14 protein-coding genes are annotated in these 18,270 nt (G+C 51.4%); 13 read left to right on the top strand and 1 reads right to left on the bottom strand.

What is annotated here, in order from left to right; translation table 11 throughout:
- Positions 1 to 54 precede the first annotated feature (54 nt).
- The 9 genes from AC0Z7K_RS01885 to AC0Z7K_RS01845 all read left to right on the top strand — a co-directional run bounded on the left by AC0Z7K_RS01885 (position 55) and on the right by AC0Z7K_RS01845 (position 9,812).
- Positions 55 to 2,298 carry a DNA internalization-related competence protein ComEC/Rec2 gene (locus AC0Z7K_RS01885; RefSeq protein WP_485612532.1) on the top strand — a complete coding sequence of 748 codons (2,244 nt, stop codon included), beginning with the start codon at positions 55 to 57 and terminating at the stop codon, positions 2,296 to 2,298.
- Positions 2,299 to 2,336: 38 nt separating this feature from the next.
- Positions 2,337 to 4,085, top strand: a complete 1,749-nt coding sequence (gene msbA / locus AC0Z7K_RS01880) for a lipid A ABC transporter ATP-binding protein/permease MsbA (RefSeq protein WP_485612530.1) — start codon at positions 2,337 to 2,339, stop codon at positions 4,083 to 4,085.
- On the top strand, positions 4,082 to 5,071 hold the full coding sequence (gene lpxK, locus AC0Z7K_RS01875; protein WP_485612529.1) for a tetraacyldisaccharide 4'-kinase: 990 nt from the start codon (positions 4,082 to 4,084) through the stop codon (positions 5,069 to 5,071). Before msbA ends, lpxK begins: the two co-directional genes overlap by 4 nt.
- 351 nt (positions 5,072 to 5,422) lie before the next feature.
- On the top strand, positions 5,423 to 5,632 hold the full coding sequence (cspE, locus tag AC0Z7K_RS01870; RefSeq protein WP_218521340.1) for a transcription antiterminator/RNA stability regulator CspE: 210 nt from the start codon (positions 5,423 to 5,425) through the stop codon (positions 5,630 to 5,632).
- Between the two features lie 262 nt (positions 5,633 to 5,894).
- Positions 5,895 to 6,107, top strand: coding sequence for a cold-shock protein (locus tag AC0Z7K_RS01865; RefSeq protein ID WP_413528436.1), 213 nt, complete (start codon positions 5,895 to 5,897; stop codon positions 6,105 to 6,107).
- Between the two features lie 96 nt (positions 6,108 to 6,203).
- Positions 6,204 to 7,430 (top strand): winged helix-turn-helix domain-containing protein, encoded by a 1,227-nt coding sequence (locus AC0Z7K_RS01860; protein ID WP_485612526.1) that lies wholly within the window; start codon positions 6,204 to 6,206, stop codon positions 7,428 to 7,430.
- Between the two features lie 371 nt (positions 7,431 to 7,801).
- Complete coding sequence (locus AC0Z7K_RS01855; protein ID WP_056771818.1) at positions 7,802 to 7,984, top strand: Trm112 family protein; 183 nt, start codon at positions 7,802 to 7,804, stop codon at positions 7,982 to 7,984.
- On the top strand, positions 7,981 to 8,730 hold the full coding sequence (gene kdsB, locus AC0Z7K_RS01850) for a 3-deoxy-manno-octulosonate cytidylyltransferase (RefSeq protein WP_485612524.1): 750 nt from the start codon (positions 7,981 to 7,983) through the stop codon (positions 8,728 to 8,730). Before AC0Z7K_RS01855 ends, kdsB begins: the two co-directional genes overlap by 4 nt.
- A 188-nt stretch (positions 8,731 to 8,918) precedes the next feature.
- A complete protein-coding gene (locus AC0Z7K_RS01845) occupies positions 8,919 to 9,812 on the top strand; it encodes a YcbJ family phosphotransferase (RefSeq protein WP_413528439.1) in 894 nt (297 codons plus the stop codon).
- Position 9,813: 1 nt separating this feature from the next.
- On the opposite strand, the gene elyC is transcribed toward AC0Z7K_RS01845, so the two are convergent.
- Positions 9,814 to 10,593, bottom strand: coding sequence for an envelope biogenesis factor ElyC (gene elyC, locus AC0Z7K_RS01840; RefSeq protein WP_485612522.1), 780 nt, complete (start codon positions 10,591 to 10,593; stop codon positions 9,814 to 9,816).
- A gap of 168 nt (positions 10,594 to 10,761) precedes the next feature.
- Between elyC and cmoM the strand changes: the two genes are divergently transcribed.
- Genes cmoM through mukB form a run of 4 tightly spaced genes read left to right on the top strand, consistent with a single transcriptional unit; the run spans position 10,762 to position 18,026 of the window.
- Entirely contained in the window at positions 10,762 to 11,547 is a 786-nt protein-coding gene (gene cmoM, locus AC0Z7K_RS01835) for a tRNA uridine 5-oxyacetic acid(34) methyltransferase CmoM (RefSeq protein ID WP_485612520.1), read from the top strand.
- Positions 11,544 to 12,866 carry a chromosome partition protein MukF gene (mukF, locus tag AC0Z7K_RS01830; RefSeq protein ID WP_213051035.1) on the top strand — a complete coding sequence of 441 codons (1,323 nt, stop codon included), beginning with the start codon at positions 11,544 to 11,546 and terminating at the stop codon, positions 12,864 to 12,866. The genes cmoM and mukF overlap by 4 nt, the downstream gene beginning before the upstream one ends.
- A complete protein-coding gene (gene mukE, locus AC0Z7K_RS01825) occupies positions 12,847 to 13,578 on the top strand; it encodes a chromosome partition protein MukE (RefSeq protein WP_413528442.1) in 732 nt (243 codons plus the stop codon). Before mukF ends, mukE begins: the two co-directional genes overlap by 20 nt.
- A complete protein-coding gene (gene mukB / locus AC0Z7K_RS01820) occupies positions 13,575 to 18,026 on the top strand; it encodes a chromosome partition protein MukB (protein ID WP_485612518.1) in 4,452 nt (1,483 codons plus the stop codon). Before mukE ends, mukB begins: the two co-directional genes overlap by 4 nt.
- Positions 18,027 to 18,270: the final 244 nt, after the last annotated feature.

Here is an 18,270-nt window from a genome sequence, read left to right as displayed (position 1 = left end):
GGGAACGCCATCAAAATCTCATTGGACGAGGTCGCTGTCGCGGTCGTTGTGGGTATGACTCCGCTGGTATTTATTGCTCAACTTCCCTCAATGCAGTGGCTTACGGCGATGTGCTTTATCGCATGGATTCTGTGGGGCTCACGCAGAAAGATAATCAGACTGGTGATGATCGCTTTACTGAGTTTCGTCTGGGCCAGCATGCAAGGCAGTAGCCTGCTTGAGCAGACGCTCACGCTTGCGGGTGCCAATCGTGAAGTCGTCGCCAGCGTGCAAACTATTAATCTGGGGCAGGGCAGTGCGACATCTCAGTTTTTCAAAATTGAAAAGGTAGGTGGGAAGCACATATTCCCGGCGGTTCTATTTCGTGCGAAATGGGAAGGAGCGGAAACGCCCCTCTCAGCGGGACAGGAGTGGAAATTGAACGCCAGTTTTCGTCCTGTCCACGGCCTGTTGAATGAAGGGGGATTTGATGCACAACGCTGGGCGCTGGCGCAGCATGCACCACTGACGGCGACGATCCGGCGAGGCGTAGTGCTGGAGGGAGGGAGCACGTTCCGCCAGCAATTCATCCATCGCGTACAAGCTGCAATGCCTGAACTGGCGAATACGCCGGTGCTTATCGCCTTGGCGTTTGGTGAAAAGGGGTTAATTAATGGCGATGAAAAGCTTTTACTGCAAAGAACCGGCATCGCTCATCTCGTGGCGATTTCAGGCCTTCACATTGGTATTGCCGCCTTGTTTGGCTGGTGGCTGGCGCGGGGAATGCAGTTTTTTCTGCCAGTAAGGCTGATTGATTACCGCTACCCGTTACTGGTCAGTGAGATATTTCTGCTGACATATACCTGGCTATCTGGTTGTAATGCCCCCGCATTACGCGCCGCGCTGGCAGTCTCGCTGTGGATTGTACTGAGGTTTTTTCGTATAAGTTGCCATCCGTGGCAAGTCTGGTTATGGGGCGTCGCGTTGTTGTTACTGGCTGACCCGATGAATATTCTGTCGGACAGTTTCTGGTTGTCTTGCTTTGCCGTAGCGTCTCTGGTTTTCTGGTTTCAATGGATGCCGTTATCTGCGCCTTTTCAGCATGCATGGTATTGGTCTTTCTTACGTTGGGGACATCTTCAGGTGGGTATAACTCTGCTTCTGTTACCCTTACAAGTCTCGATTTTTCATGGCCTGAATCCCTCATCATTTCTGGCAAACATGTGGGCTGTTCCGATTGTTTCGATGGTGACTGTGCCGATAGTCCTGATGGTTTTACTCTTAAATTTATTCCCTACTGGCTGGATGTCAGGGATGCAAAGCATCTTCTGGAAAATGGCAGATCACACCCTTAGCCTGGCGATCTGGGGCGTTAAATCCTTTTCCGAGAACTGGTTTACACTGGGGGGAAGCTTCTTGCTAATCAGTTTCTCAGGCTGGTTGGCAGTTCTCTTATGGCGACTCAGCGACATCAGGCATCGCTTGTCGTTGCTGATTTCATTATGCGTGGTCTCTCTGTGTTGGGTCACTCGCATGGCACCTGAGCGCTGGCGGGTAGATATGCTGGATGTCGGGCACGGGCTATCGGTGCTTATCAGCAAAAATGGCAGAGGAATTCTTTACGATACCGGCAACCGCTGGGAAGGGGGCTCGGCGGCAGAGCAAAATATCGCGCCACTGCTACGCTGGAGGAATATCCGTTTAGAGCAGATAATCATCAGCCACGATGATATGGATCACCGGGGAGGGCTCGAAATTTTACAGGCGATGTATCCGAAAGCGAGCCTGCGCGACAGTTCCCTCTCTGCGGGTCATCTACCTTGTATTGCTGGAGAACACTGGCGATGGCAAGGACTGAACTTCAACATTTTGTGGCCGTTGAAGCCGACGACGGATGCACGTAATGATGACAGTTGTGTCATTCGCGTTGATGACGGCACATTCAGTCTGCTGCTGACGGGTGATATTGAGGCCGGCACCGAAAAGGCGTTAATCAAAAAGGAACGAAAGGGGTTACAGTCCACCTGGCTTCAGGTACCACATCACGGCAGCAATACCTCCTCTTCCCCCCCATTCCTGCGGGCCGTTCAGCCGGCAATGGCGATAGTATCGGCAGCGCGTTTTAATAAATGGCATCTTCCGGCGCATAAAGTTGTTAGCAGATACAACAAAGCCCGCTATGACTGGCACTCGACCTCGGTATCAGGTCAGCTGAGTATCTTCATTTATGATGATTATTGGGCAATTAAGGGCTTACGTGAGCAATTAATCCCCCGTTGGTACCACCACCGGTTTGGAGTATCTGAAGATAATGAGTAGAATAGACCGCTATTTCTTTCGATGCTGGTTGATATTGCATGATGAACGATAAAGATCTCTCCACGTGGCAGACATTCCGTCGCTTATGGCCGATGATCACCCCTTTTAAGGCCGGGCTGATTGCTGCGGCTATTGCACTGGTCGCTAACGCCGCCAGTGATACATTCATGCTGTCCTTGCTGAAGCCACTGCTTGATGACGGGTTTGGTAAAGCCGACCGCTCAATTTTACTTTGGATGCCGCTGGTCGTTATCGGCCTGATGATTGTGCGTGGGGTCAGCGGATATATTTCAAGTTACTGCATCTCATGGGTTTCAGGCAAAGTGGTCATGCATATGCGTCGCCGCCTGTTCGGCCATATGATGAGAATGCCTGTCGCTTTCTTTGATCAACAGTCTACCGGTACCTTGCTCTCGCGTATTACTTACGACTCCGAGCAGGTTGCTTCGTCTTCCTCCAGCGCACTGGTTACCGTGGTGCGCGAAGGGGCGTCGATTATCGGGCTGTTCATCATGATGTTCTACTACAGCTGGCAGCTGTCAGTGATCCTGCTGGTGATTGCGCCGATCGTTTCTGTTGTTATACGCGTGGTGTCAAAACGTTTTCGTAACATCAGTAAATCCATGCAGAACACCATGGGGCAAGTTACGACCAGCGCCGAACAGATGCTGAAAGGCCATAAAGAAGTGCTTATTTTTGGTGGTCAGAAAGTCGAAACTCAGCGCTTTGATAAAGTCAGTAATCGTATGCGTCAGCAAGGTATGCGTATGGTCTCTGCTTCTTCGATTTCAGACCCTATCATTCAGCTGATCGCTTCTCTGGCTCTGGCATTCGTGCTCTATGCCGCAAGCTTCCCTTCCGTGATGGAAACGCTGAGTGCCGGTACGATCACCGTAGTGTTCTCATCGATGATCGCCCTGATGCGTCCGCTGAAATCCCTGACTAACGTGAACTCCCAGTTCCAGCGTGGTATGGCTGCCTGTCAGACTCTGTTTTCTATTCTGGATATGGAGCAGGAGAAAGATGAAGGCAAACTCGAAGTGAAACGCGCTAAAGGGGATGTTGAATTCAAAAATGTGACCTTCACTTACCCTGGCCGCGACATTCCTGCACTGCGTGAGATTTCTTTCAGCTTGCCTGAAGGAAAAACCGTAGCACTGGTTGGGCGATCTGGTTCGGGTAAATCGACCATCGCAAACCTGCTGACGCGTTTCTACGATATTCAGGAAGGGCAAATTCTGATGGATGGCCATGATTTGCGTGAATACACATTGTCTTCACTGCGCGATCAGGTGGCGCTGGTCTCCCAGAATGTCCACCTGTTCAACGATACCATCGCCAATAACATCGCTTACGCCCGTACTGACATCTATTCTCGCGAAGAAATCGAAAAAGCGGCGACTATGGCGTATGCGATGGACTTCATCAGCAAGATGGATCAGGGGCTGGATACGGTGATCGGCGAAAATGGTGTGCTGCTTTCCGGCGGTCAACGTCAGCGTATTGCTATTGCCCGCGCATTGCTGCGTGATTCGCCAGTCCTCATCCTCGATGAAGCGACCTCGGCGCTGGATACAGAATCCGAGCGTGCAATTCAGGCCGCTCTTGATGAGTTGCAGAAAAACCGTACCTCACTGGTGATTGCGCATCGCTTATCGACCATTGAAAAAGCCGATGAAATTCTGGTGATCGAAGACGGACGCATTGTTGAACGTGGCTCGCATACGGTTCTGCTGGAAGAGCGTGGCGTTTACTCGCAGCTTTATCGGATGCAGTTTGGCCAATGATTGAGCGCATCTGGTCAGGTCAGTCACCGCTTTACTGGTTACTTCTGCCACTTTCATGGTTGTATGGACTGATCGCTACGATCCTCCGTTACAGCTATAAATCAGGGCTAAAAAAAAGCTGGCGGGCACCTGTGCCCGTTGTGGTAGTCGGTAATCTGACTGCCGGAGGTAACGGTAAAACACCGGTGGTGATTTGGCTGGTGGAAACGCTGCAACTGCATGGATTCCGCGTTGGCGTAGTGTCACGCGGTTACGGTGGAAAATCATCCCACTATCCGCTTGTGCTGTCTGAAACCACGACGACAGCCCAGGCTGGTGATGAGCCAGTGCTGATTTATCAGCGGACGGGGGCACCGGTTGCGGTGTCACCGCTGCGTTCTGACGCGGTTAAAGCGCTACTTGCTGATAATGAACTGGATGTAATCATTACCGACGACGGTTTACAGCATTACGCACTTAAGCGAGATGTCGAAATTGTCGTCGTGGATGGTGTGAGGCGTTTTGGCAATGGTCTCTGGTTGCCAGCGGGTCCTATGCGGGAACGTGCATCCCGTCTGCGCTCCGTGGACGCCATCATTACCAATGGTGGTATTGCAGAAACAGGTGAGCTGGCGATGATTTTGCAGCCTGGCAAAGCGGTCAATCTGATGACGGGTGAACAGCGCGATGCGTCAGCATTGCGAAATGTTGTGGCAATGGCCGGGATAGGGCATCCACCGCGTTTTTTCGCTACGCTGAAACAATTGGGGCTGAGTTTGCAAAAAGAGGTCGCTTTTGCGGACCATAAGGCCTATCAGGTTGAGCAGCTTTCTGCATTAGCTCAGTCGGAACAAACACTTCTGATGACTGAAAAAGATGCCGTGAAATGTCGTGATTTTGCGCAGGCCAACTGGTGGTATTTACCCGTTGAAGCAAAAATTCAGGGTAGAATGGCTGAGGAATTACTGCAAAAAATCACTGATCTCATTCTTAAGAAATCCCACTAATTTTCTTTAAACTCGCTTGAATCATGTTTTCTGTTAAATTTCTGACTATTTTTTAAAATTTAAACTACATGATTTATAAAGAGTAATTCTCTTTATTCAGAGAATCATAACAATTGTTTCAGCACGCCGCTTGCTATTGTTTTATGAGTGTGAGTTAATGCGTGCAGCCTGTGTTGCAGCGCTATTTATGTATGAGTGTAGAGTAAAGCAGTTCCTCCCAGACGTTATCTCTTTCCCGATGATTCCGCTTCCAAGACGAACCTTCTAAGTCCTCCCCATAAGTAATTGTCTGAACTATTGGCCAACATTGCCAAATGGCAGGATTTTATATTTCGTAAAAAGGTTTTAAAAATGTCTAAGAAAATGGGTCAGGTTAAGTGGTTCAATGAAAGCAAAGGTTTTGGTTTTATTGAGCAAACTGATGGCGGTAAAGATGTCTTCGTACATTTCTCTGCAATCGCAACCGATGGTTTCAAAACTCTGGCTGAAGGTCAGCGTGTAGAATACACCATTCAGGATAGCCCGCGTGGTCCTGCTGCTGCTAACGTTATCGCTCTCTGATAAGAGGCTGACGTGATGATATGAAATAACGTTACCCGTTTTTTTATATCAGCAGAGCAAAGCCCGCCGGACGGCGGGTTTTTAATGCCTGTAAAGTGACATACGGCGTGAAGATAAGTCGTAAAGTTAGTTAAAATAATCGTTAAAACATATTCGCTCATTAGAGGTTTTTTATAAAAAAATAAACTTAGAAATGGGCAAACGCATCCGAACAATAATAAAAAAGTGTGTTCATGGATGCCCAAAAGAAAGGATAGAAATTATGATGTTAAAAATGGGTTTAGTTAAATGGTACAACCAGGCGAAAGGCTATGGTTTTATTTGCCCTCTCGACGGTTCTTCTGAGATTTATGTTCAGCGTACTTCCATTGCGAATACCAAAAATAAATCCCTGAGTGCCGGTCAACGTGTCGAATTCACTACGTATCGCAGTGTAGCGCACGGCCCTTCAGCGGCTGACGTTATCGCATTCTGAGTCTGAATTTTGTTGTTCCCCGTTGAGCTGAATTTTACGCTCCGGTAAAAATATGCTATCGGTATCCACAGTTTATTTGCTGCCATGGATACCGATATGTCTCACCCGGTTATATCTCTCGTTTCTGCCCGCACCCTGCATTTGTCTGCTCAAAACCTTCATAAACCTCGGATCAAAAAACCGTCCCCCGACGATGTTGTGCAGGCAATCCGCACTATGGGATTATTGCAGATCGACACAATAAGCGTGGTTGCCCGCAGTCCATATCTGGTGTTGTTCAGCCGGCTTGGCAATTACTCACCACAGTGGCTGGAAGACGCGTTGTCAGCGGGTAAGATTTTTGAATACTGGGCGCATGAGGCCTGCTTTATCCCCAGCGAAGATTACGGCCTGCTGCGCCATCGCATGTTGAATCCGCAAAAAATGGGATGGAAATTCTCGCAGGCATGGTTCGATGAACATCAGCAGGATATTCAGGCATTACTGGCCCATATTGCGGAGAATGGTCCTGTACGATCAGCAGATTTCAGCGCCGGGAAAAAACCAAACAGCGGCTGGTGGGACTGGAAACCGCATAAAAAGCATTTGGAAACCCTGTTCACGTCCGGCCAGCTGATGATCGTTGAACGGCGCAATTTTCACCGTGTCTATGATCTGGCTGAACGTGTTATGCCTGGCTGGGATGATGGGACCCAGTCACTGACGCAAGAAGAGGCAGAGTTTCAAATGCTCAGGCTTTCTGCGCAATGTCTCGGCTTATTCAAAGCGGAGTGGCTGGCGGATTATTACCGGCTTAAGCGTGTCGATACTAAAAAGGTAATCGCGCAGATGCTGGCGGATGAGGACATTACGCCCGTTGAAGTTGACGGACTGGAAGGTGTTTTTTATGTGCATCAGCAACAATGGTCTCTGTTACAGCAGGCGCTGGATTCAGGTATTTCCTCTACCGTAACGACGCTTTTATCACCCTTTGACCCCGTTGTGTGGGACCGCAAGCGTGCATCGACGCTGTTCAATTTTGACTATCGGATCGAGTGTTACACGCCAGAAGCGAAACGCCAGTATGGCTATTTCAGCTTACCCATTCTGCAACGTGGTGAACTTATTGGCCGCGTTGACGCCAAAATGCATCGTAAGGAAAAAATCCTTGAGGTTAAAAGTTTGCATCTGGAGCCAGGTACAAGAATCACATCACGACGGGTGCAGGATATCACCGGTGCTGTGAATCGGTTTGCGTTATGGCAGGGGGCCCGGCAGGTGACAGTCGGAAAAATTCCTGAATCGTTAATCACTTACTGGAATACAGGCTGGCCGATAGGGTGAAAAAGCAAAACGGCTGCGTCAGGCAGCCGTTGATTCACGATGATTGCAGGTGTCACGCAATGTTAGTTGCTGAAGTTTGCGAACATTGCGATGATTTTGTTAATGGTTTTCATTTGATGACTCATATTGGAAGTTATTTATGTGATGCAGCTCACAAAAAATTCTACTCCGGCTCCGCCAGTAACGCAATCCTCACAACGTGAAAATTTTCTCGTTACATTTCGATCTCTCTCTACCTCTTCCTGGGGATGTGGGTATTAACGCTGATCGGGCGGTTATGTTATTCTCTGGCACCGTCGTATTGTGTTTTCCAATGCATTTTCGCGCTGCGCCACATAGATAATGGGCGTATTCGCCCCCGGGAGAATTTTATGGATCACCGTTTGCTTGAAATCGTTGCCTGCCCTGTGTGCAACGGAAAGTTGTATTTCAATAAAGAGTCACAGGAACTGGTCTGCAAAGCGGACAGCCTTGCGTATCCCGTCCGGGATGGCATACCTGTTTTATTAGAAAACGAGGCCCGCCCACTTTCTGTTGATGAGACGCATCCATGAGTTTTATTGCCATTATTCCCGCCCGTTATGGCTCGAGCCGTTTGCCGGGTAAACCTCTGGCGGATATCAACGGTAAACCAATGGTTGTCCACGTTATGGAACGTGCGTTAGAGTCGGGCGCGAAGAGAGTCATCGTTGCTACCGATCACCCAGAAGTCGTGAAGGCTGTTGAAGCTGCCGGGGGGGAAGTGTGTCTGACGCGTGCGGATCATCAGTCGGGGACGGAGCGTCTGGCCGAAGTGATTGAATTATGCCAGTTTGCCGATGACGAAATTATTGTTAACGTGCAAGGGGATGAACCGTTAATCCCGCCGGTAATTATCCGTCAGGTGGCTGAAAATCTGGCCAACAGCGAAGCGGGAATGTCCACACTGGCCGTGCCGATTGAAACCGCCGAAGAAGCGTTTAATCCAAACGCTGTCAAAGTTGTGCGCAATGCTCAAGGCTACGCGATGTATTTCTCCCGGGCAGCCATCCCCTGGGAACGCGAGCGGTTTGCGGTATCAAAAGAGGCTATTGGCGATGTATTCCTGCGTCATATTGGTATCTACGCCTATCGCGCCGGGTTTATTCGCCAGTACGTTAGATGGGAGCCGAGCGAGTTGGAACATATCGAACTTCTCGAGCAACTGCGCGTGCTATGGTACGGTGAAAAAATCCACGTTGGCGTTGCGAAGGCCATTCCTTCGGTCGGGGTGGATACGCCGGAAGATTTAGAACGCGTGCGCGCAATCTTGAGTCGCTGATGATTTTCAAACGGGATGCCATCGCATTCCGTTTACCCTTTCCTGATTTACATGAATTTCATTTCTTTTTGCGTGATGTCTTCCCCTTTCTCTCCCGACTATCCGGTTTTTTTTTGATCTGAAACGGGGTATTCCTGCATTGAAGCTTCCATCATAACCGTTACTCTTTTCGTCACTGCGAACACGTTATGGAACAGCTAAAAGCCGAATTAAGTATTGTGCTGGGCGAGCGTTTATCCCGCCTGGAGTGCGTCAGTGAACAGCCTTATGCCCATCTTTTTTCACTTTACGATGAGCAGGGCTACGCCATGCCTCTGATGGCGAAAAGCTTTACCTGTCTGGGCATTGCTGGTCAGGAGGCTTATAAACTGTCGATGCTGGCTCGCGAAGGCGTGGTGCGCGTGCCGACGGTGTACGGCATGGTGACCACACACCAGAAACCCTATCAAGAAATTTTGCTGATCGAACGCCTCCGGGGCGTTTCGGCGGAAGCGCCTACGCGAACCCCTGAGCGCTGGCAGGTGTTGCAGGATCAAATCGTGGAAGCGATGCTGGCCTGGCACCGCATCGACAGCCATGGTTGCGTGGGTTCGGTCGACAGTACGCAGGAGAACCGTTGGGGAAACTGGTATCCGCAACGTGTAGAAGTGTTATGGGCCACGTTGTCGAACTTACAGGCCCCCGAACTCACGCCTGAGGATCGCACGCTGTTATTTCGATCACGCCAGTGTCTGGATGCCATGTTTGATGATTTTGACGATACACCGGTGCTGGTTCACGGTAATCTTTCACTGCGCAGTATGCTCAAAGATCCGCGCAGCGATCAGCTATTGGCGATGATCAATCCCGGCACCGTACTGTGGGCGCCGCGTGAGTTTGATATGTTCCGTTTGTGGGAAAAGGGCATGAGTGAACAACTGCTGTTCAGCTATTTGCAGAAAGCGCCCGTTTCGGAAACATTCCTTGCCCGTCGCTGGCTGTATCTGGTCTGGGAATCAGTAGCACACCTGATCCATACCGGTAAGCTTGATCGACGGCAGTTTGATTACGCACGGCAACAGCTGCTGCCGTGGTTGAATTAAGTCAATTTGCTGAAGCCTTGCGTTCGGATAACCATTGCCATCCACGACCTAGCGTTTCATACCATGCGCGCTCGCTGTGGGAAAAATACAAGGCCTGCGGCAAGGTTTTCTCCCATGGATTGAGCGGGGAGTCGATCGCCAACTGGTTCGCCGGTGCGGGTATCGGTGACAAACCCTGCTGATGGAAGAAAATCATCGCGCGCGGCAGGTGATTGGCCGATGTAACCAGCACGAATGGCTGTTGCCCGATCAACATTTTGACCTGCTGCGATTCCTCATGGGTATCTTTCGGCTTATCTAGTAGCAAGATGTCGCTTTCAGGCACGCCTAAACTTTCTGCTACTTTTCCCGCAACCGCCGCGCTGCTGACTGGATTGGTCATCGCCGCGCCGCCGGTAAAGATCAGTTTTGCCCCCGGATTGGCGCGGTAAATTCGGATCCCTTCTGCCACGCGTGGCAGGCTATTGCTGATCAAATTCGAACTTGGTGCCCAGTCAGGATTGAAGGTATAGCCGCCGCCCAGCACCACGACATATTTCACCGGTGGATGTGCCTGTGGCTGATACGTCGGATATTCTGATTCTATAGGTCGCAGCAGACTGTCAGCGACAGGTTGCAGGCTCAGCAGTAGCAACAGGAGCCAACTCAGCGAAAAACAAACTTTTCCGGTTTTCTGCCAGCGGGTCATCCACAGCAACACCAGCGCAACGGCCATGATCAGCAAAATAAACGGCAAGGGAAGCAGCAGGCCGCCCACGGTTTTTTTAAGGATAAACAACATCAGAAACCGGTCCTTTTGAGTGAAAAAACGACATCCGGGCGTGATTCCGCTTCAGGATGATTTATTCTACGTCCGCCTGTGCCAAAATAGCAGCCACATAGCTGTACTATGAATTATTCAGCAGGTATGTTTCCAGCAAAATGCTCAACCGCGAACAGGTAACACTTCATGCAGGATCGTAATTTTGACGATATGGCCGAAAAATTTTCGCGCAATATCTACGGCACAACGAAGGGACGTATCCGTCAGGCTGTGCTGGGTCAGGATCTGCAGGAGTTGATGAAAAGTATGCCTCAGCGGCCGCTGCGCATTTTAGATGCGGGTGGCGGCGAGGGACAAATGGCCTGTGAACTGGCCGCTTTAGGACATCAGGTCTTGTTGTGCGATCTTTCAGGTGAGATGATCCGTCGCGCCCAGGCAGCGGCGATTGAAAAAGGTGTGAGCGGTAACATGCAATTTGTACAATGCCCCGCTCAGCACATTGCAGAACATTTGGAACAGCCGGTTGATCTGATATTGTTCCATGCTGTCATCGAGTGGTTGGCCGAACCGCAGGAGGCGCTGGCTGCGCTGGTCGATTGTCTTGCACCGGGTGGCGCATTATCCCTGATGTTTTACAATATCCACGGTCTGGTCATGCGGCATATGATCCTCGGCAACTTCGGTCATGTTGAAGCCGGCGTGCCAAAAATTAAAAAGAGTTCATTGTTACCCGATCATCCGCTTGAACCTGCGCAGGTCTATCAGTGGCTTGAGCAGCTCGGGATGCAGATAAGCGGTAAGACCGGTGTTAGAGTGTTCCACGATTATTTGCGAAACAGACAACAACATAAACAGGATTTTGACGAGCTTCTGGCGCTGGAACAGCGTTATTGCCGCCAGGAACCTTTTGTTAGTTTGGGACGTTACATCCACGTGATGGCGCATAAACCCATTCTGAAGGACGAATTATGAGTGAATTTTCCCAGACTGTACCCGAACTGGTCGCCTGGGCACGGAAAAATGATTTCTCAATTTCGCTGCCAACGGAGCGGCTGGCTTTTCTTCTGGCGATTGCCACATTAAACAGCGAGCGCCTTGATGGGGAAATGAGTGAGGGTGAACTGGTCGATGCATTTCGTCACGTCAGCAAAGGTTTTGAGCAGACCAACGAGACCGTCACCGTGCGTGCCAATAACGCCATCAATGATATGGTGCGTCAGCGTTTGCTCAACCGTTTTGTCAGTGAGCTGGCGGACGGCAATGCCATTTATCGCCTGACTCCTTTGGCGATCGGCATTTCAGATTATTATATCCGTCAGCGAGAATTTTCTACGCTGCGTCTCTCTATGCAGCTATCTATTGTTGCGCAGGAACTCAAGCGTGCGGCCGATGCCGCTGACGAAGGCGGCGATGATTTCCACTGGCATCGTAATGTCTACGCACCGCTCAAATACTCGGTCGCTGAAATCTTCGACAGCATTGATATGACACAGCGCATCATGGATGAACAGCAGCAGGGCGTGAAAGACGACATCGCCGGCCTGCTCAACAAAGACTGGCGTGCGGCCATCTCCAGTTGTGAACTTCTTCTGTCAGAAACCTCCGGTACGCTGCGTGAGTTGCAGGATACGCTGGAAGCAGCGGGTGATCTGTTGCAGGCACATCTGATGCGCATTCAGGACGCTACGATGATCGACATGGATCTGAGTTTTGTCGACAAGCTGGTCTTCGATTTGCAGAACAAACTTGACCGTATCACCAGCTGGGGCCAGCAGGCGATTGACCTTTGGATCGGCTATGACCGTCACGTGCATAAATTTATCCGTACTGCGATCGACATGGATAAAAATCGCGTATTTGCTCAGCGGCTGCGTCAGTCGGTGCAGAATTATTTCGATCAGCCATGGACGCTGACTTTTGCCAATGCGGACCGTCTGCTGGATATGCGTGACGAAGAACTGGCGCTGCGCAGCGAAGAAGTGACCGGCGAACTTCCGCCTGATCTCGAATTTGAAGAATTTAACGAAATCCGCGAACAACTTGCGGCATTGATTGAACAGGCATTACAAGTTTACCAACAACAGAAAACGCCGCTCAATCTGGGCATGGTGATGCGCGAATATCTCATACAGTATCCGCGTGCCCGACACTTTGATGTCGCGCGAATTGTGGTCGACCAGGCTGTACGCCTTGGTGTGGCTGAAGCAGATTTTTCAGGGTTGCACGCCGAATGGCAGGCAATCAATGATTACGGAGCCAAGGTGCAGGCCCATGTCATCGACAAATATTGAACACATAATGCCAGCTAAGCTGGCGCAGGCACTGGCGAACTCAGTGTTTCCTGCTCTCGACAGCCAGTTACGTTCTGGCCGCCACATCGGCATTGATGAACTGGATAACCATGCCTTCCTGATGGACTACCAGGAAGAAATGGAACTCTTTTACAGCCGCTATCACGTGGAATTGATCCGCGCGCCGGAAGGTTTCTTCTATTTGCGTCCGCGTTCCACCACGCTTATTCCGCGTTCAGTCTTATCTGAGCTGGACATGATGGTCGGGAAAATTCTCTGTTATTTGTATCTCAGCCCCGAGCGTCTGGCGCATGAAGGTATTTTCACTCAGCAGGAGCTTTATGACGAGTTGCTGAGCCTGGCCGATGAAAACAAGTTGCTGAAATACGTTAATCAGCGCTCAACCGGCTCGGATTTAGACCGTCAGAAGTTGCAGGATAAAGTCAGGACTTCCCTGAACCGTCTGCGCCGTCTGGGCATGGTATTTTTCATGGGGGTCGACAGTACCAAATTCCGTATCACTGAAGCGGTATTCCGTTTCGGCGCCGATGTCCGCAGCGGAGATGATGCTCGTGAAGCCCAGTTGCGGATGATCCGTGACGGCGAAGCAATGCCCGTCGACAGTGCGTTGTCATTAAATGACGAACCCGAAGAAGGTGAAGCGCTGGCCGGACAGCAAGTACGCGAGAGCTCAGAGGATGAACAGGAATGATTGAACGCGGTAAATTTCGCTCATTGACGCTGGTTAACTGGAACGGCTTTTTCGCCCGCACATTTGACCTCGATTCACTGGTCACCACGCTTTCGGGCGGTAACGGTGCGGGTAAGTCCACCACCATGGCGGCCTTCGTTACGGCATTGATCCCCGATCTTACGCTGCTGCATTTCCGTAATACCACCGAAGCGGGTGCGACCTCCGGTTCGCGCGATAAAGGTCTGCACGGTAAATTGCGTGCGGGCGTCTGTTACTCGGTGCTGGACGTCGTGAACTCACGCCATCAGCGCGTTGTGGTCGGGGTTCGCCTGCAACAAATCGCCGGGCGCGATCGCAAAGTAGACATTAAACCTTTTACGATTCAGGGCCTGCCGGTCGCGGTGAATCCGACCGAAATGCTGACCGAAACCGTCGGGGAGCGTCAGGCGCGCGTACTGTCTTTGCAGGAATTGAAAGACCGCGTCGAAGCGATGGAAGGTGTGCAGTTTAAGCAGTTCAACTCCATCACGGACTACCACGCGCTGATGTTCGATCTGGGCGTGATCCCGCGTCGCTTACGTTCGGCGTCCGACCGCAGCAAGTTTTATCGTCTGATTGAAGCCTCGCTGTACGGCGGGATTTCCAGCGCCATCACCCGTTCTCTGCGCGACTATCTGTTGCCGGAAAACAGTGGCGTACGTAAAGCCTTCCAGGATATGGAAGCTGCGTTGCGTGAAAACCGCATGACGCTTGAAGCGATCCGCGTTACGCAATCCGACCGTGATTTGTTCAAGCATCTGATTTCTGAAGCTACTTCCTACGTGGCTGCCGACTATATGCGTCATGCCAACGAACGCCGTAAACATTTAGATGTCGCGTTGGTATTACGTAACGAATTGCTGTCGAGCCGTAAACAGCTGTCCAGTGAACAATATCGCCACGTTGAAATGGCGCGTGAACTGGCTGAGCAAAGCGGTTCACAAAGCGATCTGGAAACTGATTATCAGGCCGCCAGCGACCACCTGAGCCTGGTGCAGACTGCCATGCGTCAGCAGGAAAAAATCGAGCGTTACGAAAGCGACCTCGAAGAGCTGACCTATCGCCTTGAAGAGCAGAACGAAGTGGTTGCAGAAGCCAGTGAGCTGCACGCCGAGCACGAGGCTCGTGCAGAAGCGGCCGAGCTGGAAGTGGATGAACTGAAAAGCCAGCTAGCGGATTACCAGCAGGCGCTGGATGTTCAACAAACCCGTGCGATTCAGTATCAGCAGGCGTTACAGGCAATCGAACGCGCCCGTGAGCTGTGCCAGATCCCCGATCTGACCACGCAGAACAGCGAAGAGTGGCTGGAAACCTTCCAGAGCAAGGAACAGGAAGCGACAGATATCCTGTTGATGCTCGAGCAAAAAATGAGTGTGGCGTCAGCCGCGCACAGCCAGTTCGAAACGGCTTATCAGCTGGTGGTGAAAATCGCCGGTGAAGTCAGCCGCAGCGATGCCTGGAAAACCGCGCGTGAGTTACTGCGCGAATGGCCATCGCAGGTGCATCAGGCAGAACGTGTTGAACCGCTGCGGATGCGACTGTCCGAACTGGAAGGTCGTCTGCGTGAGCAACAGGACGCTGAGCGTCAGTTGCAGGAATTTTGCAAACGTACCGGACAGGACGTCCAGCCGGAAGATCTGGACGAAATGCAGCGCGAGCTGGAAGTGCAGATCGAAGAATTGCAGATCGTGGTATCGCAGGCCAGCGAGCGTCGCATGGAAATGCGTCAGGAATTAGAGCAGGCTCAGGCGCGTATCCGCGAACTGACTGCCCGCGCGCCGGTCTGGCTGGCAGCTCAGGAAGCCCTGAGCCAGTTAAGCGAGCAGAGCAAAGAGCCGCTGGAAAACAGCCAGCAGGTGACTGAGTACATGCAGCAGTTGCTGGAAAGCGAACGCGACACCACCGTTGAACGTGACGAAGTGGCTGCGCGTAAACGTCGCATTGAAGGCCAGATTACCCGCCTCAGCCAGCCGAGTGGTGCAGAAGATTCCCGCATGATCGCGCTGGCAGAGCGTTTTGGTGGCGTGTTGCTGTCTGAGATTTATGATGACGTAACCATTGACGACGCGCCTTACTTCTCAGCGCTCTACGGTCCGTCGCGCCACGCGATTGTGGTACCTGATTTATCGCTGATCCGCGATCAGTTAGACGGTCTGGACGATTGTCCGGAAGACTTGTATTTGATCGAAGGGGATCCGCAATCCTTCGATGATAACGTTTTCGAAGTCGATGAAATGCAGGGCGCGGTACTGGTAAAAACAGGCGATCGCCAGTGGCGCTATTCTCATTTCCCGCAGGTGCCATTGTTTGGCCGTGCGGCGCGTGAGAGCCGTCTGGAAACGTTGCATAAAGAGCGCGAAAGTCTGTCCGAGCGCTATGCCACGCTGTCGTTTGACGTGCAGAAAATTCAGCGTGCGCATCAGGCGTTCAGCCGCTTTATCGGCAGCCATCTGGCCGTTGCCTTTGATGCCGATCCGGAAGCGGATATTCGTACTTTGAGCGGCCGCCGCGGTGAGCTGGAACGTGCACTGAACGCACATGAAGGCCAGAATCAACAGCAGCGTCAGCAGTACGAGCAGGCGAAAGAGGCTGTCGGCATGCTCAACAAATTGCAGCCGCGCGTTAGACTGCTGTGCGATGAAACGCTGATTGACCGTGTGGAAGAAATCCGCGATGAAATTGAAGAAGCGCAGGACGCTGCCCGTTTCATTCAGCAGCACGGCATTTCTCTGAACAAGCTGGAACCGCTGGTATCGGTCTTGCAAAGCGATCCGGAACAGCACGAACAGCTGAAGGAAGATTACGCGCAGGCACAGCACGCGCAGCGTCTGGCGAAACAACAGGCCTTTGCACTGACCGAGGTGGTTCAGCGCCGCACGCATTTCAGCTACACCGACTCTGCCGGCATGTTAAATGAAAACGCTGACCTCAACGACAAACTGCGCCAGCGTCTTGAACATGCGGAAGCGGAACGTACCCGCGCGCGTGAGCAAATGCGTCAGCATCAGGCACAATTCACGCAATACAGTCAGGTTCTGGCTTCGCTGAAGAGTTCGTTCGATGCCAAGCGCGACATGCTTAAAGAGCTGAGTCAAGAGTTGCAGGATATCGGCGTTCAGGCCGATCCGAATGCCGAAGCGCGCGCCAAAACCCGTCGCGATGAACTTCATGTCGCACTCAGCACAAACCGTGCCCGCTGCAATCAACTTGAAAAACAGATCACCTTCTGCGAAGCCGAAATGGACAATTTGCAGAAGAAACTCCGTAAGCTTGAACGCGATTACCATCAGAGCCGCGAGCAGGTGGTGACATCGAAAGCTGGCTGGTGTGCGGTGATGCGCCTGGTGAAAGACAACGGCGTTGAGCGTCGTCTTCACCGTCGTGAACTGGCGTACATGGATGGCGACGAACTGCGTTCTATGTCGGATAAATCACTGGGTGCGCTGCGTCTGGCGGTATCGGATAACGAGCATCTGCGCGACGTACTGCGTTTGTCTGAAGATCCGAAACGTCCGGAACGCAAAATTCAGTTTTATATCGCCGTGTATCAGCATCTGCGCGAGCGTATCCGTCAGGATATTATCCGCACCGATGACCCGGTGGAAGCCATCGAACAGATGGAAATTGAACTGGGTCGCCTGACGGAAGAACTGACCGCCCGCGAGCAACAACTGGCGATAAGTTCTAAAAGCGTGGCGAACATCATCCGAAAAACAATTCAGCGCGAGCAGAACCGTATTCGCCAGCTGAACCAGGGCCTGCAGGCCGTGGCATTCGGTCAGGTGAAAAGCGTTCGTCTGAACGTTAATGTGCGCGAAGCCCATGCTGGTTTGCTGGATGTGCTTTCCGAACAGCAGGAACAGCACCAGGATCTGTTCAGCAGCAATCGTCTGACCTTCTCCGAAGCGCTGGCGAAGTTGTATCAGCGCCTTAATCCACAAATCGATATGGGTCAGCGCACGCCGCAAACCATTGGTGAAGAGCTGCTGGACTACCGCAACTATCTTGAGATGGAAGTGGAAGTTAACCGGGGTTCCGACGGCTGGCTACGTGCAGAGAGTGGTGCACTGTCGACGGGTGAGGCTATCGGTACCGGTATGTCGATTCTGGTTATGGTGGTTCAAAGCTGGGAAGACGAATCGAGCCGTATGCGCGGTAAAGACATTTCACCGTGTCGCCTGCTGTTCCTGGATGAAGCGGCGCGTCTGGATGCTAAATCAATCGCTACGCTGTTCGAGCTATGTGACCGCCTGGAAATGCAGCTGATCATCGCTGCACCTGAAAACATTAGCCCGGAAAAAGGCACGACCTACAAACTGGTACGTAAGATGTTTGGTAACAATGAACATGTACACGTTGTGGGGCTGCGTGGTTTTGCGCCACCTGAATTACCGGTGCTGGCAAATACGGAAGCTGATATTTCCTGATTTTTTTTCAGACAACATTTTCTCCTGAACTTCAAAAGCCTTGGCTAAAATGCCGGGGCTTTTTTACGTTTTTTCATTCACTTAGATTATGTTTTACTATGAATTCTCGTTGGGTACTTATATCTGCCGAGACATATCTGATGCACCGGTTGAAATGTAATCGACTGGCTAAAAACAGTACGGAAACCTTTAATGAAAGCTTTATTTCGGCTGGTTGCTGGCTTAGAGTCTTTAGGTTAGACGA

It is taken from the genome of Rahnella sp. 1L-D-7-B-C2, from assembly GCF_057290995.1.
This window is presented reverse-complemented; position numbering and strand designations above follow the sequence as displayed.